Here is a 14,236-nt window from a genome sequence, read left to right on the forward strand (position 1 = left end):
CTAGGTCCGGCGCAGCGCGAACCACAGCTCCATCCGTACGTCCGGGTCGTCCAGGTCCGCCTCCAGCAGCGCCGCGCACCGCGCGATCCGCTGCCGCACGGTGTTGCGGTGCACGTCCAGCGCCACCGCCGTACGGTCCCAGCTGCCGTGCAGGGACAGCCAGGTGCGCAGGGTGTCGACCAGGGCCGGCGCCCGCCTTATCGGCGCGAGCAGCGCGCGGGCGTGGGCGTCCGCGTCGGACTCCGGGACCAGGTCGGTCAGGGCCGGGCGGTCGCCGTGCCGCAGCAGCGGGGCGCGGGTGGCGCGGGCGCGGGCCAGGGCGCGGGCGGCCTGGGTGTCGGCGGCCGGCCAGTCGGGCGGGGCCGCGACCGCGCTGACGCCGAGCGTCCAGCCCGGCACCCGTTCCACCGCCCGCCCGTCTGGCACCAGCACCCGTACCACCTCGCCCGCCACGTCCACCAGGGACGAGCCGAGGGCGGCGCCCAGTGCGGAGGCGGCCACCGGGTCGGGTACGGCCCGCCCGTCCGGTCTGCCGTGCACCACCCGCCACCGGTCCCCGCCGAGCAGCGGCGCCACCTCCCCGGGCGCCGCGCCCAGCAGCAGCCGCACCAGCGCGGAGGACCGGCCGGCGCCGGCGCCGCTGTGCCGTTCCCCGGTGAGCAGGGAGAGCAGCACCGCGGCCACCGAGGCGATGGTGTGGTCGCCCCCGTCCCGCTGCGGGGCGGCGACCCCCAGCACGAACCCCTCGCCGTTGCCGAGCGCGTGGGCGACCAGCCGCACCCCGGCGACCGTGTCGCTGGCGGAGGACGGCCGGGCCGCGGGGTCGGCGTGGAGGTCGCCCGAGCCGCCGGCCGGGGCGTCCGGTCCGGATCCGGGCCGGTGTCCGGGCGAAGACGCGCGCGGGTGTCCGGGCGAGGGCGCGCGCGGGTCTTCGGGCGACGGCGTGCGGGGGTGTCCGGGCGTCGGCGGGCGCACCACCTCCGCGAGTTTCATCAGCGCCGTCCGCGCCTCCTCGCCCTGGTCCGCCCCCGCGCCCGCGATCTCCGTGCCCTCGGGGCCGTACAGCACCGCCCGGCCGGCCAGTCGGCGGGCGAGCTGGTGCAGGACGGAGGGCACCGGGTCCGGGCGGGCGGCGGCGGTGGCCAGGCTCTGCTGCGCCTCCGTGACCCGCCGCAGCTCGGCGGTGCGGGCCTGCGCCATCAGCTGCCACACCGCCCGCGCCACCGCCGAGAACGTGGTCCTGGGCGGCACCTCGACGAGCGGCAGCCCGTGCATCTCGCACGCCTCCACCAGCGCACCGGGCACCATGTCGTGCACGGGCGCCACCCCGAAGCCGAGCGCCGTCCCGCCCGCCGCGACGATCCGCGAGACGTACGCGTCGAAGTAGCCCGGGCCCGCCCCCTCCGGGATGTGCACGCCCGCCGACAGCAGCAGCTCGCCCCCCAGCAGGTAGGGGTAGGGGTCCGCCATCTCGGAGGTGTGCGCCCAGTGCACGGCGATGTCCGGCCCCTCGGGCCCCGCGATCCGGCGCAGGCCCAGGTCCGAGCGGGCGAGCAGCGCATCCAGGGGGACGGGTGGGGTGGGCGGAACAGTGGGGTCCGGCATGGTGGACGTTTCCTCCATCCCAGGATGTCGATCTGGATGAAACGTACACTTCGCAGCCGCTTTTCGGCCACCTAAGGTCGGGTCACCGGCACACCCGCGGGTACGGGCGGATGTCCCCGCGTGGCCGCCGGTGAGCGCGATCCGTCTGCACGACACGCCACCGACAGTGCGCGAAGGAGGCCCCCGCATGGCCGTGGACTACCTGGTCATCGTCGTCTATCTGGCCGGCATGCTGGCCATGGGCTGGTGGGGCATGCGCCGCGCCAAGTCCAAGAGCGAGTTCCTGGTGGCCGGCCGGCGGCTCGGTCCCGCCCTGTACTCGGGCACCATGGCCGCCATCGTCCTCGGCGGCGCCTCCACCATCGGCGGCGTGGGCCTCGGCTACCAGTACGGCCTGTCCGGCGCCTGGATGGTGTTCACCATCGGCCTAGGACTGCTCGCGCTGAGCGTCTTCTTCTCCGCCCGCATCGCCCGGCTGAAGGTCTACACCGTCTCCGAGATGCTCGACCTGCGCTACGGCGGCCGGGCGGGCGTCATCTCCGGCGTCGTCATGTGGGCGTACACCCTGATGCTCGCGGTCACCTCGACCATCGCCTACGCCACGATCTTCGACGTCCTCTTCGACATGAACCGCACCCTCGCGATCGTCCTCGGCGGCTCCATCGTCGTCGCGTACTCGACGCTCGGCGGCATGTGGTCGATCACGCTCACCGACATGGTGCAGTTCGTCGTGAAGACGATCGGCGTGCTGCTCCTGCTGCTGCCCATCGCCGTGGTCAAGGCGGGCGGCTTCAGCGGGATGAAGGCGCAGCTGCCGACCGAGTACTTCGACCCGCTGGGCATCGGCGGCGAGACGATCTTCACCTACGTGCTGATCTACACCTTCGGCATGCTCATCGGGCAGGACATCTGGCAGCGCGTCTTCACCGCCCGCGGCGACCGCACGGCCCGCTGGGGCGGCATGATCGCCGGCACCTACTGCCTCGCCTACGCCGTCGCCGGCGCCGTGATCGGCACGGCCGCCAAGGTGCTCTACCCGAAGCTCGCCGGCCCCGACGACGCCTTCGCCACCATCGTCAAGGACGAGCTGCCCCTGGGCGTGCGCGGCCTCGTGCTGGCCGCCGCCCTCGCCGCCGTGATGTCGACGTCCTCCGGCGCGCTGATCGCCTGCGCCACCGTCGCCAACAACGACATATGGGCGCGGCTGCGCGGCATCGTGCGCCCCGAGGGCGAGCAGCACGACGAGGTCAAGGGCAACCGCGCCTTCATACTGCTGATGGGCCTCGCCGTGATCGGCACCGCCATCGCCCTCAACGACGTCGTCCAGGCGCTGACCGTCGCGTACAACCTGCTCGTCGGCGGGCTGCTCGTGCCCATCCTCGGCGGGCTGCTGTGGAGGCGCGGCACCGCGCAGGGCGCCCTCGCCTCCGTCGCGGTCGGCGGGCTCGCCGTGATCGGCCTGATGGCCGCCTACGGCATCCTCGCCAACGAGCCCGTCTACTACGGCCTGCTCGCCTCCCTCGCGGCGTACGTCGTCGTCTCCCTCGCCACCCGGCCCACCGACGCGGCCGTCCTCGCCGCCTGGCGCGAACGCCTCGCCGGACGCGCCCCCGCGCCGGACAGCACGTCCGAATCCGTGTCCGAACAGATCCCGGCCGCCCAGTAGCATCGTGGGCAGTCAGCACATACGCGACGAAGCGTAGGAAAGAGAGCAGTCCTCCATGAGCAGCAACGGAACGCCCCGCGGCCCCGTCGACTCCTCCCGGGTACCGCGCTACGCGGGACCGGCGACCTTCGCCCGGCTGCCCCGCCTCGACGAGGTCGGCCGCGCCGACGTCGCCGTCGTCGGCGTGCCGTTCGACTCGGGCGTCTCCTACCGGCCGGGCGCCCGCTTCGGCGGCAACGCCATCCGGGAGGCGTCCCGGCTGCTGCGCCCCTACAACCCCGCGCAGGACGCCTCGCCCTTCGCCCTCGCCCAGGTCGCGGACGGCGGCGACATCGCCGTCAACCCGTTCAACATCAACGAGGCCGTCGAGACGGTGGAGGCCGCCGCCGACGACCTCCTCGGCACCGGCGCCCGCCTGATGACCCTCGGCGGCGACCACACCATCGCCCTGCCGCTGCTGCGCTCCGTCGCCAAGAAGCACGGCCCGGTCGCACTGCTCCACTTCGACGCGCACCTCGACACCTGGGACACCTACTTCGGCGCCGAGTACACCCACGGCACGCCGTTCCGCCGGGCCGTCGAGGAGGGCATCCTCGACACCGAGGCGCTCTCCCACGTCGGCACCCGCGGCCCGCTCTACGGCAAGCAGGACCTCACCGACGACGAGAAGATGGGCTTCGGCATCGTCACCTCCGCGGACGTCTACCGCCGCGGCGCCGACGAGGTCGCCGACCAGCTCCGGCAGCGCATCGGCGACCGCCCGCTGTACATCTCCATCGACATCGACTGCCTCGACCCCGCCCACGCCCCCGGCACCGGCACGCCCGAGGCGGGCGGCATGACCTCCCGCGAGCTGCTGGAGATCCTGCGCGGCCTCGCCTCCTGCAACCTGGTCTCCGCCGACGTCGTCGAGGTGGCCCCCGCCTACGACCACGCCGAGATCACCTCGGTCGCCGCGTCCCACACGGCGTACGAACTGACCACGATCATGTCCCGCCAGATCGCGGAGGCCCGCGCCAAGTGACACACGACCACGACCTGGAGCTCCGCCCCACGCCGGCCCAGACGGAGGCCGCGCTGAACCCGCCCCCCGGCCGTACCGGCGGAGACCTGGTCGTGGAGACCCTGGCCGGGCTGGGCGCGACCACCGTCTTCGGCCTGCCCGGCCAGCACGCGCTCGGCATGTTCGACGCCCTGCGCCGCTCCGACCTGCGCTACATCGGCCTGCGCGTGGAGAACAACGCCGGCTTCGCGGCGGACGCGTACGGGCGGATCACCGGCGAGGCGGCGCCCCTGCTGCTGTCGACCGGCCCCGGCGCGCTGACCTCGCTGGCCGCGCTCCAGGAGGCGGCGGCCGCGTCCGCCCCCGTGCTGGCGATCAGCAGCCAGGTGCCGACGGCAGGCCTCGGCGGCGGACGCCACGGCTATCTGCACGAACTCCCCGACCAGTCGGCCTCGTTCCGGGGCGTGGTGAAGTCCGTCCACACGGTGCGTGCGGCCTCCCAGATCCCCTCCGCGATCGCGGCGGCCTGGAAGTCCGCGCTCACCGTCCCGCACGGGCCGGTGTGGGTGGAGATCCCGCAGGACGTGCTCCTCGCGGAGACGATGCTGCCGGTGGTGACGGCCATGGACGCCACCCCGGACGAGCTGCCCCCGCGCCCCGAACTGACCGCGCTCGCCGCGCACCTGCTGTCCCGCGCCGAACGCCCCGCGATCATCGCGGGCGGCGGGGTGATCCGCTCCGACGCCTCCAAGAAGCTGCGGCAGCTCGCCGAGCGGATCCAGGCGCCGGTGGTGACCACCCCGGGCGGCAAGGGCGCCTTCCCCTGGACCCACCCGCTGTCGCTCCAGTCGTGGCTGGAGGACCGCCACACCACCGACTTCCTTGAGGACGCGGACGTCCTGCTCGTCGTCGGCTCGGGCCTCGGTGAACTCTCCTCGAACTACCACACGTTCAAGCCCTGCGGCCGGGTGATCCAGATCGAGGCCGACCTCGGCAAGCTGGAGTCCAACCACCCCGGCATCGGCATCCACGCGGACGCCCGCCTCGCCCTCCAGGCGCTCCTGGAGACGGTGGACCCCCGCGAGGACGAGACCGCCCCGGCGCGGGTGCGCGAGCTGCTGGACCGGGTGCGGGAGCGCATCGACGCCCAGGACCTCGCGCTGGAGCAGCAGGTGCTGACGGCCGTGCGGCGCGCCCTGCCGACCGGCTCGCCGTCCTTCTGGGACATGACGATCCTCGCCTACTGGGCGTGGTCCGCGTTCGACGCGATGGGCCCCAACCACCTGCACTCCGCGCAGGGCGCCGGCGGCCTCGGCTACGGCTTCCCCGCCGCCCTCGGCGCGGCGGCCGCCGACCCCACCCGCCCGGTGCTGGCGGTCTCCGGCGACGGCGGGGCGCTGTACTCCATCGCCGAGCTGGCCACGGCCCGGCAGTACGGCCTCGACGTCACCTGGCTGATCGTCGACGACGGCGGCTACGGCATCCTGCGCGAGTACATGACGGACGCCTTCGGCGAGCCCACGGCGACCGAGCTGACCCGCCCGGACTACGTGGCCCTGGCGGAGTCCTTCGGCGTCCCGGGGCTGCGCACGAGCCCGGAAACCCTGGAGGAGGACCTCGCCAAGTCCCTCTCCACCTCGGGCCCGTCGGTGGTGGTCCTCCCGGCGGTGCTGAGGATGTTCGCACCTACGCACCTGGGGAACTGAGGCGCGGGCTCCTACGAGATCGCCCGCAGCCACGCGGAGGGCGGTGGTGTCCGGTCCGGGGCAGCAGGCGCCCGGGCCCACCCCGTCGATCCGGCCGCCGAAGGAGCCCGGGTCCACAGGCCGTGGAAGCGGGGCGGTTCTCAAGGCCTCGGGCTCCCCGGCCAGGCCGCTGACGTGTGCGGCCACGATTCTGAGCACGGAGAGGGACCGCGGTGGGGAGCGGTCAGGCGGAGACGGAGAGGCTTCCGTCCTTGACCGCGGTGACGAACGGCGTCCAGCCGGCCGGCCGGAAGAGCAGCGCGGGGCCCTCAGGGACCTTGGAGTCGCGGACAGGGACGCCTATGGGGTGACCGTCCAGGACTTCCAGGCAGCTGCCGCCCTGGTCGTTGCTGTAGGAGGACTTCCGCCAGCCGGTCAGCGCGGCAGCGTTCGAGATGATCGGTTCAGTCATGACGTCCGTGATCCTTTGCTGTCGCCTTCAGCAGGGCCAGTGACTCCTTGAGTGGCAGAGCATGCACCGCATCGCCCGCAGCAGGGGAGCGCGTCTCTCCGTGCCCCGCGGTGACGAGGTAGACCTTGACGCCGTCCCGGGAGGGGGTCCGGGCAACTGACCCACCGCTGGGGCGGGCCGGCCGCCGTTTTCGTCTGAGGGAGGCCGGCCGAGGTGACGCCTACCAGATCGACTCGACCCACTCCGGGTGGTCGATGAACGGGTTGCGGTTGTGCTGGTACGACTCGTGGATGACGTCGTTGCGGCGCTGCTCGAAGGCGTCCGGCGGGTCCTGCTCGTTCCAGGCCTTCAGCACGTCGAGCTTGCCGATGTACGGCGCGCTGCCGTTGTTCACGCTGCCGTTGGGCTCCAGGTCGGGCCAGCCGTCGGTGCCCTCGTAGCGGACCGCCATGTAGAAGATCATGCGGGCCACGTCGCCCTTGACCGCGTCACGCGGCTCGAACGAGTCGGAGTCGGTGAGGCTGCCCCCGCCGTTCGCGACGGCGCTGCCGCCGTTGTCGAAGTCCTTGTTGCCGCGGACGCCGTTCACCTGGACGTCCGACGGGCGCAGGTGGTGGATGTCGGTGCCGGGGCCGGTGGAGGTGCCGAAGTCGCCGTGGGACTTGGCCCAGACGTGCTCGCGGTTCCAGTCGCCGGTGTCGCCGCCGTTGAGGCTCTTGCTGCGGGAGACGCCCGAGTACAGAAGGATCACGTTCCCGCTGTTCGACGGGTCCTCGTCGGTGTCCTTCAGGGCGTCCCAGACGGCCGAGTACGACAGCTTCGTCTGGTCGCTGATGATCGAGTTGAGGGCGGCCCTGAGGTCGTCGCCGGTCTTGCCCTCGGCGTCCTCGTAGTAGTCGGCCACCGCGGCGGCGGTCTGGGCGGCGGGGGCCTCCGGGGCGGGAGCCGAGGCGCCGGCCGTGGCGGGGGTCAGGGCGGGGACGGCGAGTCCGGCCAGGACGGCGGCGCTCGCCAGCGCCACCGCCTTCCGGCGCCGTATGCGTACAGCAGGCATGTGGGGTGTCCGATCTACGCGGGTTGCACAAGGGAGATACCCGAGAGACTGGCATGCACATGCAGTCAAGCGCGTGGAGGGAGCGTGCCGATTGCGTGACGAGAATCCGCCTCCGCGTAGGGGAGGCGCGCCTGCGGAATGTTGCGGAGGGATGAAATCCGCTTCGGTCGGCGTTGGTGCCTTGCGGAAGATCAGGACGATCGGAGGGCACCGCGTGACAGCGCAACGGGGATGGGCACGACGACTGGCCGCCTACGCGTGGCGGCACCCCAGGAACGTCGTCCTGGCCCTCGGCTCCTCCCTCGCCGGCATGGCCGTCATGGCCCTGGTCCCGCTGATCACCAAGGTGATCATCGACGACGTGATCGGCGACAAGACCCGGGACATGGGCACCTGGGCCGGCCTGCTGGTCGGCGCCGCCCTCGCCGTCTACGTCATGACGTACGTCCGCCGCTACTACGGCGGAAAGCTCGCCCTCGACGTCCAGCACGACCTGCGCACCGAGATGTACGGCTCGATCGCCCGGCTCGACGGCAGACGCCAGGACGAGCTGTCCACCGGGCAGGTCGTCGGCCGCGCCACCAGCGACCTCCAGCTCATCCAGGGCCTGCTCTTCATGCTGCCGATGACCATCGGCAACCTGCTGCTGTTCGTGATCTCCCTGGTGATCATGGCGTCGCTGTCCCTGCCGCTCACCGCGATCGCGCTCGCCGTCGCCCCCGCCCTGTGGTGGATCGCCAAGCGCAGCCGCACCCGGCTGCACCCCTCCACCTGGTACGCCCAGGCGCAGGCGGGCGCCGTCGCCGGGGTGGTCGACGGCGCGGTCAGCGGCGTCCGCGTGGTCAAGGGCTTCGGGCAGGAGGAGCAGGAGACCGGCAAGCTGCGCGAGGTCGGCCGCCGCCTGTACGCGGGACGCCTGCGCACCATCAAGCTGAACGCCCGCTTCACCCCCGCCCTCCAGTCCGTGCCCGCGCTGGGCCAGGTGGCGATGCTCGCCCTCGGCGGCTGGCTCGCGGTGCACGGGCACATCACGCTGGGCACCTTCGTCGCCTTCTCCACCTACCTCGCCCAGCTTGTCGGCCCGGTGCGGATGCTCGCCGTCGTCCTCACCGTCGCCCAGCAGGCCCGCGCCGGCACCGAGCGCGTCCTCGAACTGATCGACACCGAGCCGTCCCTCACCGACGGCACCAAGGAACTGCCCGCCGACGCCCCCGCGACCGTCGAGTTCGACGACGTCGCCTTCGGCTACGACCCCGAGCGGCCGGTCCTCGACGGCCTGTCCTTCGAGATCCGCCCCGGCGAGACCCTCGCCGTGGTCGGCTCCTCGGGCTCCGGCAAGTCCACCGTCTCCCTGCTGCTGCCCCGCTTCTACGACGTCACCCGCGGCGCCGTCCTGGTCGGCGGGCACGACGTGCGCGAGCTGACCACCGAGTCGCTGCGCGCCGCCATCGGCCTGGTCCCGGAGGACTCCTTCCTGTTCTCCGACACCGTGCGCGCCAACATCGCCTACGGCCGCCCCGACGCCACCGACGAGCAGATCGCCGCCGCCGCCCGCGCCGCCCAGGCCGACCGGTTCATCGACGAGCTGCCCGACGGCTACGACACCACCGTCGGCGAGCACGGCCTGACCCTCTCCGGCGGCCAGCGCCAGCGCGTCGCCCTGGCCCGCGCCATCCTCACCGACCCGCGCCTGCTGGTCCTCGACGACGCCACCTCCGCCGTGGACGCCCGCGTCGAGCACGAGATCCACGAGGTGCTCAAGAGCGTCATGCGGGGTCGTACGACGCTGCTGATCGCCCACCGCCGCTCCACCCTGAACCTCGCCGACCGCATCGCCGTCCTGGACGGCGGCCGGCTCGCCGACATCGGCACCCACGACGAGCTCCAGCGCCGCTCCCCGCTCTACCGCCGGCTGCTCACCGACCCCGACGAGCTGGGTGCCGTCTCCCCGGGCCACACCCCGCCCGCCGGGCCGCGCGAGGAGGACACCTCCGTCCGTGAGGAGCTGGACGCCGAGTTCGACGCCGAGCGGGGCGTCACCCCGCGGCTGTGGACCGGCGACCGCGAGCCGAAGGACACCGCCCTGGACGGCGCCCCGGCCACCCCGGAACTCCTCGCCCAGGTCGCGGCCCTGCCCCCGGCCGACGACGTCCCCGACGTCGACGAGGCCCGCGCCGTCCGCGCCGAGGACTCCTACGGCCTGCGCCGCCTGCTGCGGGGCTTCCGCACCCCCCTGCTGATCAGCCTCGGCCTGGTCGCCGTGGACGCCGGCATGGGCCTGCTGCTGCCGATCCTCATCCGGCACGGCATCGACGAGGGCGTCACCCGCGCCGCCCAGACCGCGGTGTGGGCGGCCGCCCTGCTGGGACTGCTCGCCGTGCTGGCCCAGTGGGCCGCGCAGACCGGCGAGATCCGCATGACCGGCCGCACCGGCGAACGCGTGCTGTACTCGCTGCGGCTGAAGATCTTCGCCCAGCTCCAGCGGCTCGGCCTCGACTACTACGAGCGCGAGCTGACCGGCCGGATCATGACCCGGATGACCACGGACATCGACGCGCTGTCCACGTTCCTGCAGACCGGTCTGGTCACCGCGTTCGTCTCGGTGGTCACCTTCTTCGGCATCATGGTCGCCCTGCTCGTGCTGGACGTCGGCCTGGCCCTGGTCGTCTTCGCCACCCTGCCCCCGCTGATCCTCGCCACGTACTTCTTCCGGCGGGCCAGCGTGAAGGCGTACGAGCTGGCGCGGGAGAGGGTGTCGGTGGTCAACGCCGACCTCCAGGAGTCGGTGGCCGGGCTGCGGATCGTGCAGGCCTTCCGGCGCGAGCGGGACGGCGCGCGTCGGTTCGCCGAGCGCAGCGCCGACTACCGCAGCGCCCGTGTACGCGGCCAGTGGCTGATCTCGGTGTACTTCCCGTTCGTGCAGCTGCTGTCCTCGGTCGCCGCGGCGGCGGTGCTGGTGGTGGGCGGCGGCCGCGTCGACGAGGGCACGCTGGCCATCGGCTCGCTGGTGGCGTACCTGCTCTACATCGACCTGTTCTTCGCGCCCGTGCAGCAGCTCTCCCAGGTCTTCGACGGCTACCAGCAGGCGTCCGTCTCCCTCGGCCGGATCCAGGAACTGCTGCGCGAACCGACCTCCACCAAGCCCCCGGCGAAGCCGCTCCCGGTGACGTCCCTGCGCGGCGAGATCGCCTTCGAGGACGTGCACTTCGCGTACGGCGACGGCGACGACGCGCTCACCGGCATCGACCTCACCGTCCCCGCCGGGCAGACCGTCGCGTTCGTCGGGGAGACCGGCGCCGGCAAGTCCACCCTGGTCAAGCTGGTCGCCCGGTTCTACGACCCCACCTCCGGGCGGGTCACCGTCGACGGCACCGACCTGCGCGACCTGGACCTCACCGCGTACCGGCACCGGCTGGGCGTCGTCCCGCAGGAGGCGTACCTCTTCCCCGGCACCGTGCGCGACGCCATCGCCTACGGCCGCCCCGACGCCACGGACGCCGAGGTGGAGGCCGCGGCCCGCGCGGTCGGCGCGCACGAGATGATCGCCACGCTGGACGGCGGCTACCTCCACCAGGTCGCCGAGCGGGGCCGCAACCTCTCGGCCGGCCAGCGCCAGCTGATCGCCCTCGCTCGCGCCGAACTCGTCGACCCCGATGTGCTGTTGCTCGACGAGGCCACCGCCGCCCTCGACCTCGCCACCGAGGCACAGGTCAACGCGGCCACCGACCGCATCGCAGGCCGCCGCACCACGCTGGTCGTCGCCCACCGCCTCACCACCGCCGCCCGCGCCGACCGGGTCGTCGTCATGGACCGCGGCCGGGTCGCCGAGGACGGCACCCACGAGGAACTGCTGCGCAAGGGCGGCCGGTACGCCGCGCTGTGGCGGACGTTCGTCGGCGAGGACGTACCGGCACCGGCCTGATCCGGCCGTTCACCACCCCCGCGCCCCGGCTCGCGCAACCGTGCGACGTACGCCCCGCGTCCGTACACGCGTACGCCGTCGGTCGCGGCGGGTGCGGTACGGGAGGACGACTGTGCGCAGTGGAGCGATACACCGGCGGCTCGCGCTGGTCCTTGCGGTGCTGACCACCTCGGGGCTGCTCGCCGTCGCGCCGGCCCAGGCGGCGGAGGCGTCCGCGCTGTGCCCGGGGCGCAAGGCGCGGACCCTGCCGTTCTCCACCGGGTCGGTGCACGTCTACAAGCGCGGCGACTACGTCTGCGCCGTCACCGTCGCCAAGAAGGGCGGCGTGAAGCGGCAGATGTCGGTGAGCGTGCAGGCGCGCGGCGGCCGCCCGGTGGTCGACGAGGGGCGTTTCGCCTATCACGCGGGGCCGGTCACCGTGCACGTCGGACGCCGCTGCGTGTGGGTCAAGGGCCGGGTCGGGGCGGACTCGGTCAGCTCCGGCTGGATCCTGTGCTGACCCCTCCCCGGAACGGGAGTTGTACAGGGTTTTCCCTACGTCCCCTGGTGCGGTGAGGAGTTGGTCGAGTAGCTTCCGGCGCACATCTGTCTCACAGGGGAGTGCGCATGCGCAAGGCGCTCAGATGGCTGCTGGCGCTCACGGTGCTCATAGGCACACTGAGTACGGCCGGGGCGGCCACCGCCGCCGAGCCGGAGGCCACCGGCACCACTGACATCAAGGAAAGGCTGCTCTCGATCCCGGGCATGAGCCTGATCGAGGAGAAGCCCTACACCGGGTACCGCTTCTTCGTCCTCAACTACACCCAGCCGGTGGACCACCGCCGACCGGGCAAGGGGACGTTCCAGCAGCGGATCACGGTGCTGCACAAGGACACCGCGCGGCCCACCGTCTTCTACACCGGCGGCTACAGCGTCTCCACGACGCCCCGCCGCGCCGAGCCGACCCAGATCGTGGACGGCAACCAGGTCTCCATGGAGTACCGCTTCTTCACCCCGTCCCGGCCCGCGCCGGCCGACTGGTCGAAGCTGGACATCTGGCAGGCCGCCAGCGACCAGCACCGCATCTTCAAGGCCCTGAAGAAGGTCTACAGCAAGAACTGGCTCTCCACCGGCGGGTCCAAGGGCGGCATGACCGCCACCTACTACGAGCGCTTCTACCCCAAGGACATGGACGGCGTCGTCGCCTACGTCGCGCCCAACGACGTGGTGAACGACGAGGACTCGGCCTACGACCGCTTCTTCCGCACCGTCGGCACCAAGGAGTGCCGCGACCGGCTGAACGGCGTGCAGCGCGAGGCGCTGGTGCGCCGCGCCCCGCTGGAGAAGAAGTACGCCGCCTACGCCGCCGAGAACGGCTACACCTTCGACACCATCGGCAGCCTGGACCGCGCCTACGAAGCGGTCGTCCTTGACTACGTGTGGGGCTTCTGGCAGTACAGCACCGTCGCCGACTGCCAGGACATCCCGGCGGACGCCAGGAACGCCACCGACGAGGAGATCTGGACCTCCGTCGACACGATCTCCGGCTTCTCGTTCTACACGGACCAGGGCCTGGAGCCGTACACGCCGTACTACTACCAGGCCGGCACCCAGCTGGGCGCGCCGACCATCCACTTCCCGCACATCGAGAAGAAGTACGTCCGCTACGGCTACCAGCCGCCGCGCAACTTCGTGCCCCGCTCCATCGGCATGAAGTTCCAGCCGCACGTCATGCGGGACGTCGACACCTGGGTCCGCCACCACGCCCGGCAGATGCTGTTCGTGTACGGCGAGAACGACCCGTGGGGCGCCGAGCCGTTCCGCCTCGGCAAGGGCGCGCGTGACTCGTACGTCTTCACCGCGCCCGGCATGAACCACGGTGCGAACGTGGCCGGTCTGGTCGACCGGCAGAAGGCGCTGGCCACGGCCCGCATCCTGGACTGGGCGGGCGTCGCCCCGAGCGCGGTCCAGGCGAACCCGACGGCGGCCAGGCCGCTGGCGAAGTTCGACGCCAAGCTCGACAAGCGGGACGTCGAGCCGCGGCACGCGCTGCGTCCGTGACACCCGCGCGGGATCACACCGGGACGGCGCAGCCGACCGGTGCGGTCCCGCGCAGCCGGACGTAGAGGGCCGTGGACGCCGGGCAGTCGGCCCGGGCGTCCACGGCCTTCGTCACCTTGAACTCCGGCCCCCGCGGGCCGCTTCCGTCGCAGGCGGTCTCGCGGACCTTGCCGCCGGCGAGGGCGTACACGCAGTCGCCGACGACGGTGCGCGGGCCGCCCCCGCCGCCCGGGTCGCCCGGGTGCGGCGGCTGGAGGTGGCGCATGCAGGCGTAGCCGAGCGGCACCATGCCGTGGCCGTCCTCGTCGGCGGCCGGCCACTGCTCGCTGATGTGCAGCACGAAATCGGTGGCCGGCGGGCAGAGCGGCCCGTCGCGCACGGTCCCGTCGTGCCGGGCGGCCACCCGGGCCGCCGCGCGCTCGCTCGCGCAGGACACCTCGGTGAAGCTGGTGCGGCCGAAGGAGCTGCACTCGCCGACGTCGAGGAACACCGCCCCGTACCCGGTCGGCCGCACGGGCGACGCCACGGCCGCCGTCCCGCCGGCCGCGTCCGTCGGCGCCTCCCGGCACCCGACGAGCAGTACGACCCCCGCCAGGGCCCCCATGGCCCCCGGCCCCCATCCGCGCACCCGCATCGCCGTCCCTCTCGGAAGATCCCCGCCCCCAGCCTGACCGCCCGCCGCCCGGACAGGCCAGACAAGTGGAACCGTTTGCGCATATGGGGGGCATCGGCTCGGACGCGCTGGCGTAGGGGCGGTACGCGCAACAAGTGAGGAGCCGATCCGCGACT

Annotated in this window: 10 protein-coding genes; 6 read left to right on the top strand and 4 right to left on the bottom strand. The window is 72.8% G+C overall.

The features are described 5' to 3' along the window. A complete protein-coding gene (locus ACIF8S_RS04615) occupies positions 1-1,605 on the bottom strand; it encodes a PucR family transcriptional regulator ligand-binding domain-containing protein (protein ID WP_399997278.1) in 1,605 nt (534 codons plus the stop codon). A 187-nt stretch (positions 1,606-1,792) separates the two neighbouring features. On the opposite strand from ACIF8S_RS04615, the gene ACIF8S_RS04620 reads away from it, so the two are divergent. Genes ACIF8S_RS04620 through ACIF8S_RS04630 form a run of 3 tightly spaced genes read left to right on the top strand, consistent with a single transcriptional unit; the run spans position 1,793 to position 5,980 of the window. After that, positions 1,793-3,271 carry a sodium:solute symporter gene (locus tag ACIF8S_RS04620; RefSeq protein ID WP_399997279.1) on the top strand — a complete coding sequence of 493 codons (1,479 nt, stop codon included), beginning with the start codon at positions 1,793-1,795 and terminating at the stop codon, positions 3,269-3,271. A 55-nt stretch (positions 3,272-3,326) separates the two neighbouring features. Continuing rightward, positions 3,327-4,295 carry an agmatinase gene (gene speB / locus ACIF8S_RS04625; protein ID WP_349792660.1) on the top strand — a complete coding sequence of 323 codons (969 nt, stop codon included), beginning with the start codon at positions 3,327-3,329 and terminating at the stop codon, positions 4,293-4,295. Continuing rightward, positions 4,292-5,980, top strand: a complete 1,689-nt coding sequence (locus ACIF8S_RS04630) for a thiamine pyrophosphate-binding protein (RefSeq protein ID WP_399997280.1) — start codon at positions 4,292-4,294, stop codon at positions 5,978-5,980. Before speB ends, ACIF8S_RS04630 begins: the two co-directional genes overlap by 4 nt. A 223-nt stretch (positions 5,981-6,203) precedes the next feature. Here ACIF8S_RS04630 and ACIF8S_RS04635 read toward each other — a convergent pair whose 3' ends face one another. Both ACIF8S_RS04635 and ACIF8S_RS04640 read right to left on the bottom strand, forming a co-directional pair. Further along, on the bottom strand, positions 6,204-6,431 hold the full coding sequence (locus ACIF8S_RS04635) for a DUF397 domain-containing protein (RefSeq protein WP_399997281.1): 228 nt from the start codon (positions 6,429-6,431) through the stop codon (positions 6,204-6,206). Positions 6,432-6,651: 220 nt separating this feature from the next. Then, entirely contained in the window at positions 6,652-7,485 is an 834-nt protein-coding gene (locus ACIF8S_RS04640) for an endonuclease I family protein (protein WP_399997282.1), read from the bottom strand. A 214-nt stretch (positions 7,486-7,699) separates the two neighbouring features. Between ACIF8S_RS04640 and ACIF8S_RS04645 the strand changes: the two genes are divergently transcribed. From ACIF8S_RS04645 to ACIF8S_RS04655, 3 genes are all read left to right on the top strand, one after another. Continuing rightward, positions 7,700-11,407 (top strand): ABC transporter ATP-binding protein, encoded by a 3,708-nt coding sequence (locus ACIF8S_RS04645; RefSeq protein WP_399997283.1) that lies wholly within the window; start codon positions 7,700-7,702, stop codon positions 11,405-11,407. Between the two features lie 112 nt (positions 11,408-11,519). Then, positions 11,520-11,906 carry a hypothetical protein gene (locus ACIF8S_RS04650; protein ID WP_399997284.1) on the top strand — a complete coding sequence of 129 codons (387 nt, stop codon included), beginning with the start codon at positions 11,520-11,522 and terminating at the stop codon, positions 11,904-11,906. 107 nt (positions 11,907-12,013) lie between these two features. Next, complete coding sequence (locus tag ACIF8S_RS04655; RefSeq protein WP_349792676.1) at positions 12,014-13,447, top strand: S28 family serine protease; 1,434 nt, start codon at positions 12,014-12,016, stop codon at positions 13,445-13,447. Positions 13,448-13,460: 13 nt separating this feature from the next. Here ACIF8S_RS04655 and ACIF8S_RS04660 read toward each other — a convergent pair whose 3' ends face one another. Then, positions 13,461-14,051, bottom strand: coding sequence for a hypothetical protein (locus ACIF8S_RS04660; RefSeq protein WP_399997285.1), 591 nt, complete (start codon positions 14,049-14,051; stop codon positions 13,461-13,463). Positions 14,052-14,236 lie beyond the last annotated feature (185 nt).

This window comes from Streptomyces sp. NPDC085937, from assembly GCF_044540535.1.
Lineage (GTDB): Bacteria > Actinomycetota > Actinomycetes > Streptomycetales > Streptomycetaceae > Streptomyces.

Bases quoted from the DNA above. Each gene is read 5' to 3' on its own strand.
- ACIF8S_RS04660 (WP_399997285.1), bottom strand. From the start codon at position 14,051: ATGGGGGCCCTGGCGGGGGTCGTACTGCTCGTCGGGTGCCGGGAGGCG.
- ACIF8S_RS04655 (WP_349792676.1), top strand. From the start codon at position 12,014: ATGCGCAAGGCGCTCAGATGGCTGCTGGCGCTCACGGTGCTCATAGGC.
- ACIF8S_RS04635 (WP_399997281.1), bottom strand. From the start codon at position 6,431: ATGACTGAACCGATCATCTCGAACGCTGCCGCGCTGACCGGCTGGCGG.
- speB (WP_349792660.1), top strand. From the start codon at position 3,327: ATGAGCAGCAACGGAACGCCCCGCGGCCCCGTCGACTCCTCCCGGGTA.
- ACIF8S_RS04620 (WP_399997279.1), top strand. From the start codon at position 1,793: ATGGCCGTGGACTACCTGGTCATCGTCGTCTATCTGGCCGGCATGCTG.
- ACIF8S_RS04640 (WP_399997282.1), bottom strand. From the start codon at position 7,485: ATGCCTGCTGTACGCATACGGCGCCGGAAGGCGGTGGCGCTGGCGAGC.
- ACIF8S_RS04615 (WP_399997278.1), bottom strand. From the start codon at position 1,605: ATGCCGGACCCCACTGTTCCGCCCACCCCACCCGTCCCCCTGGATGCG.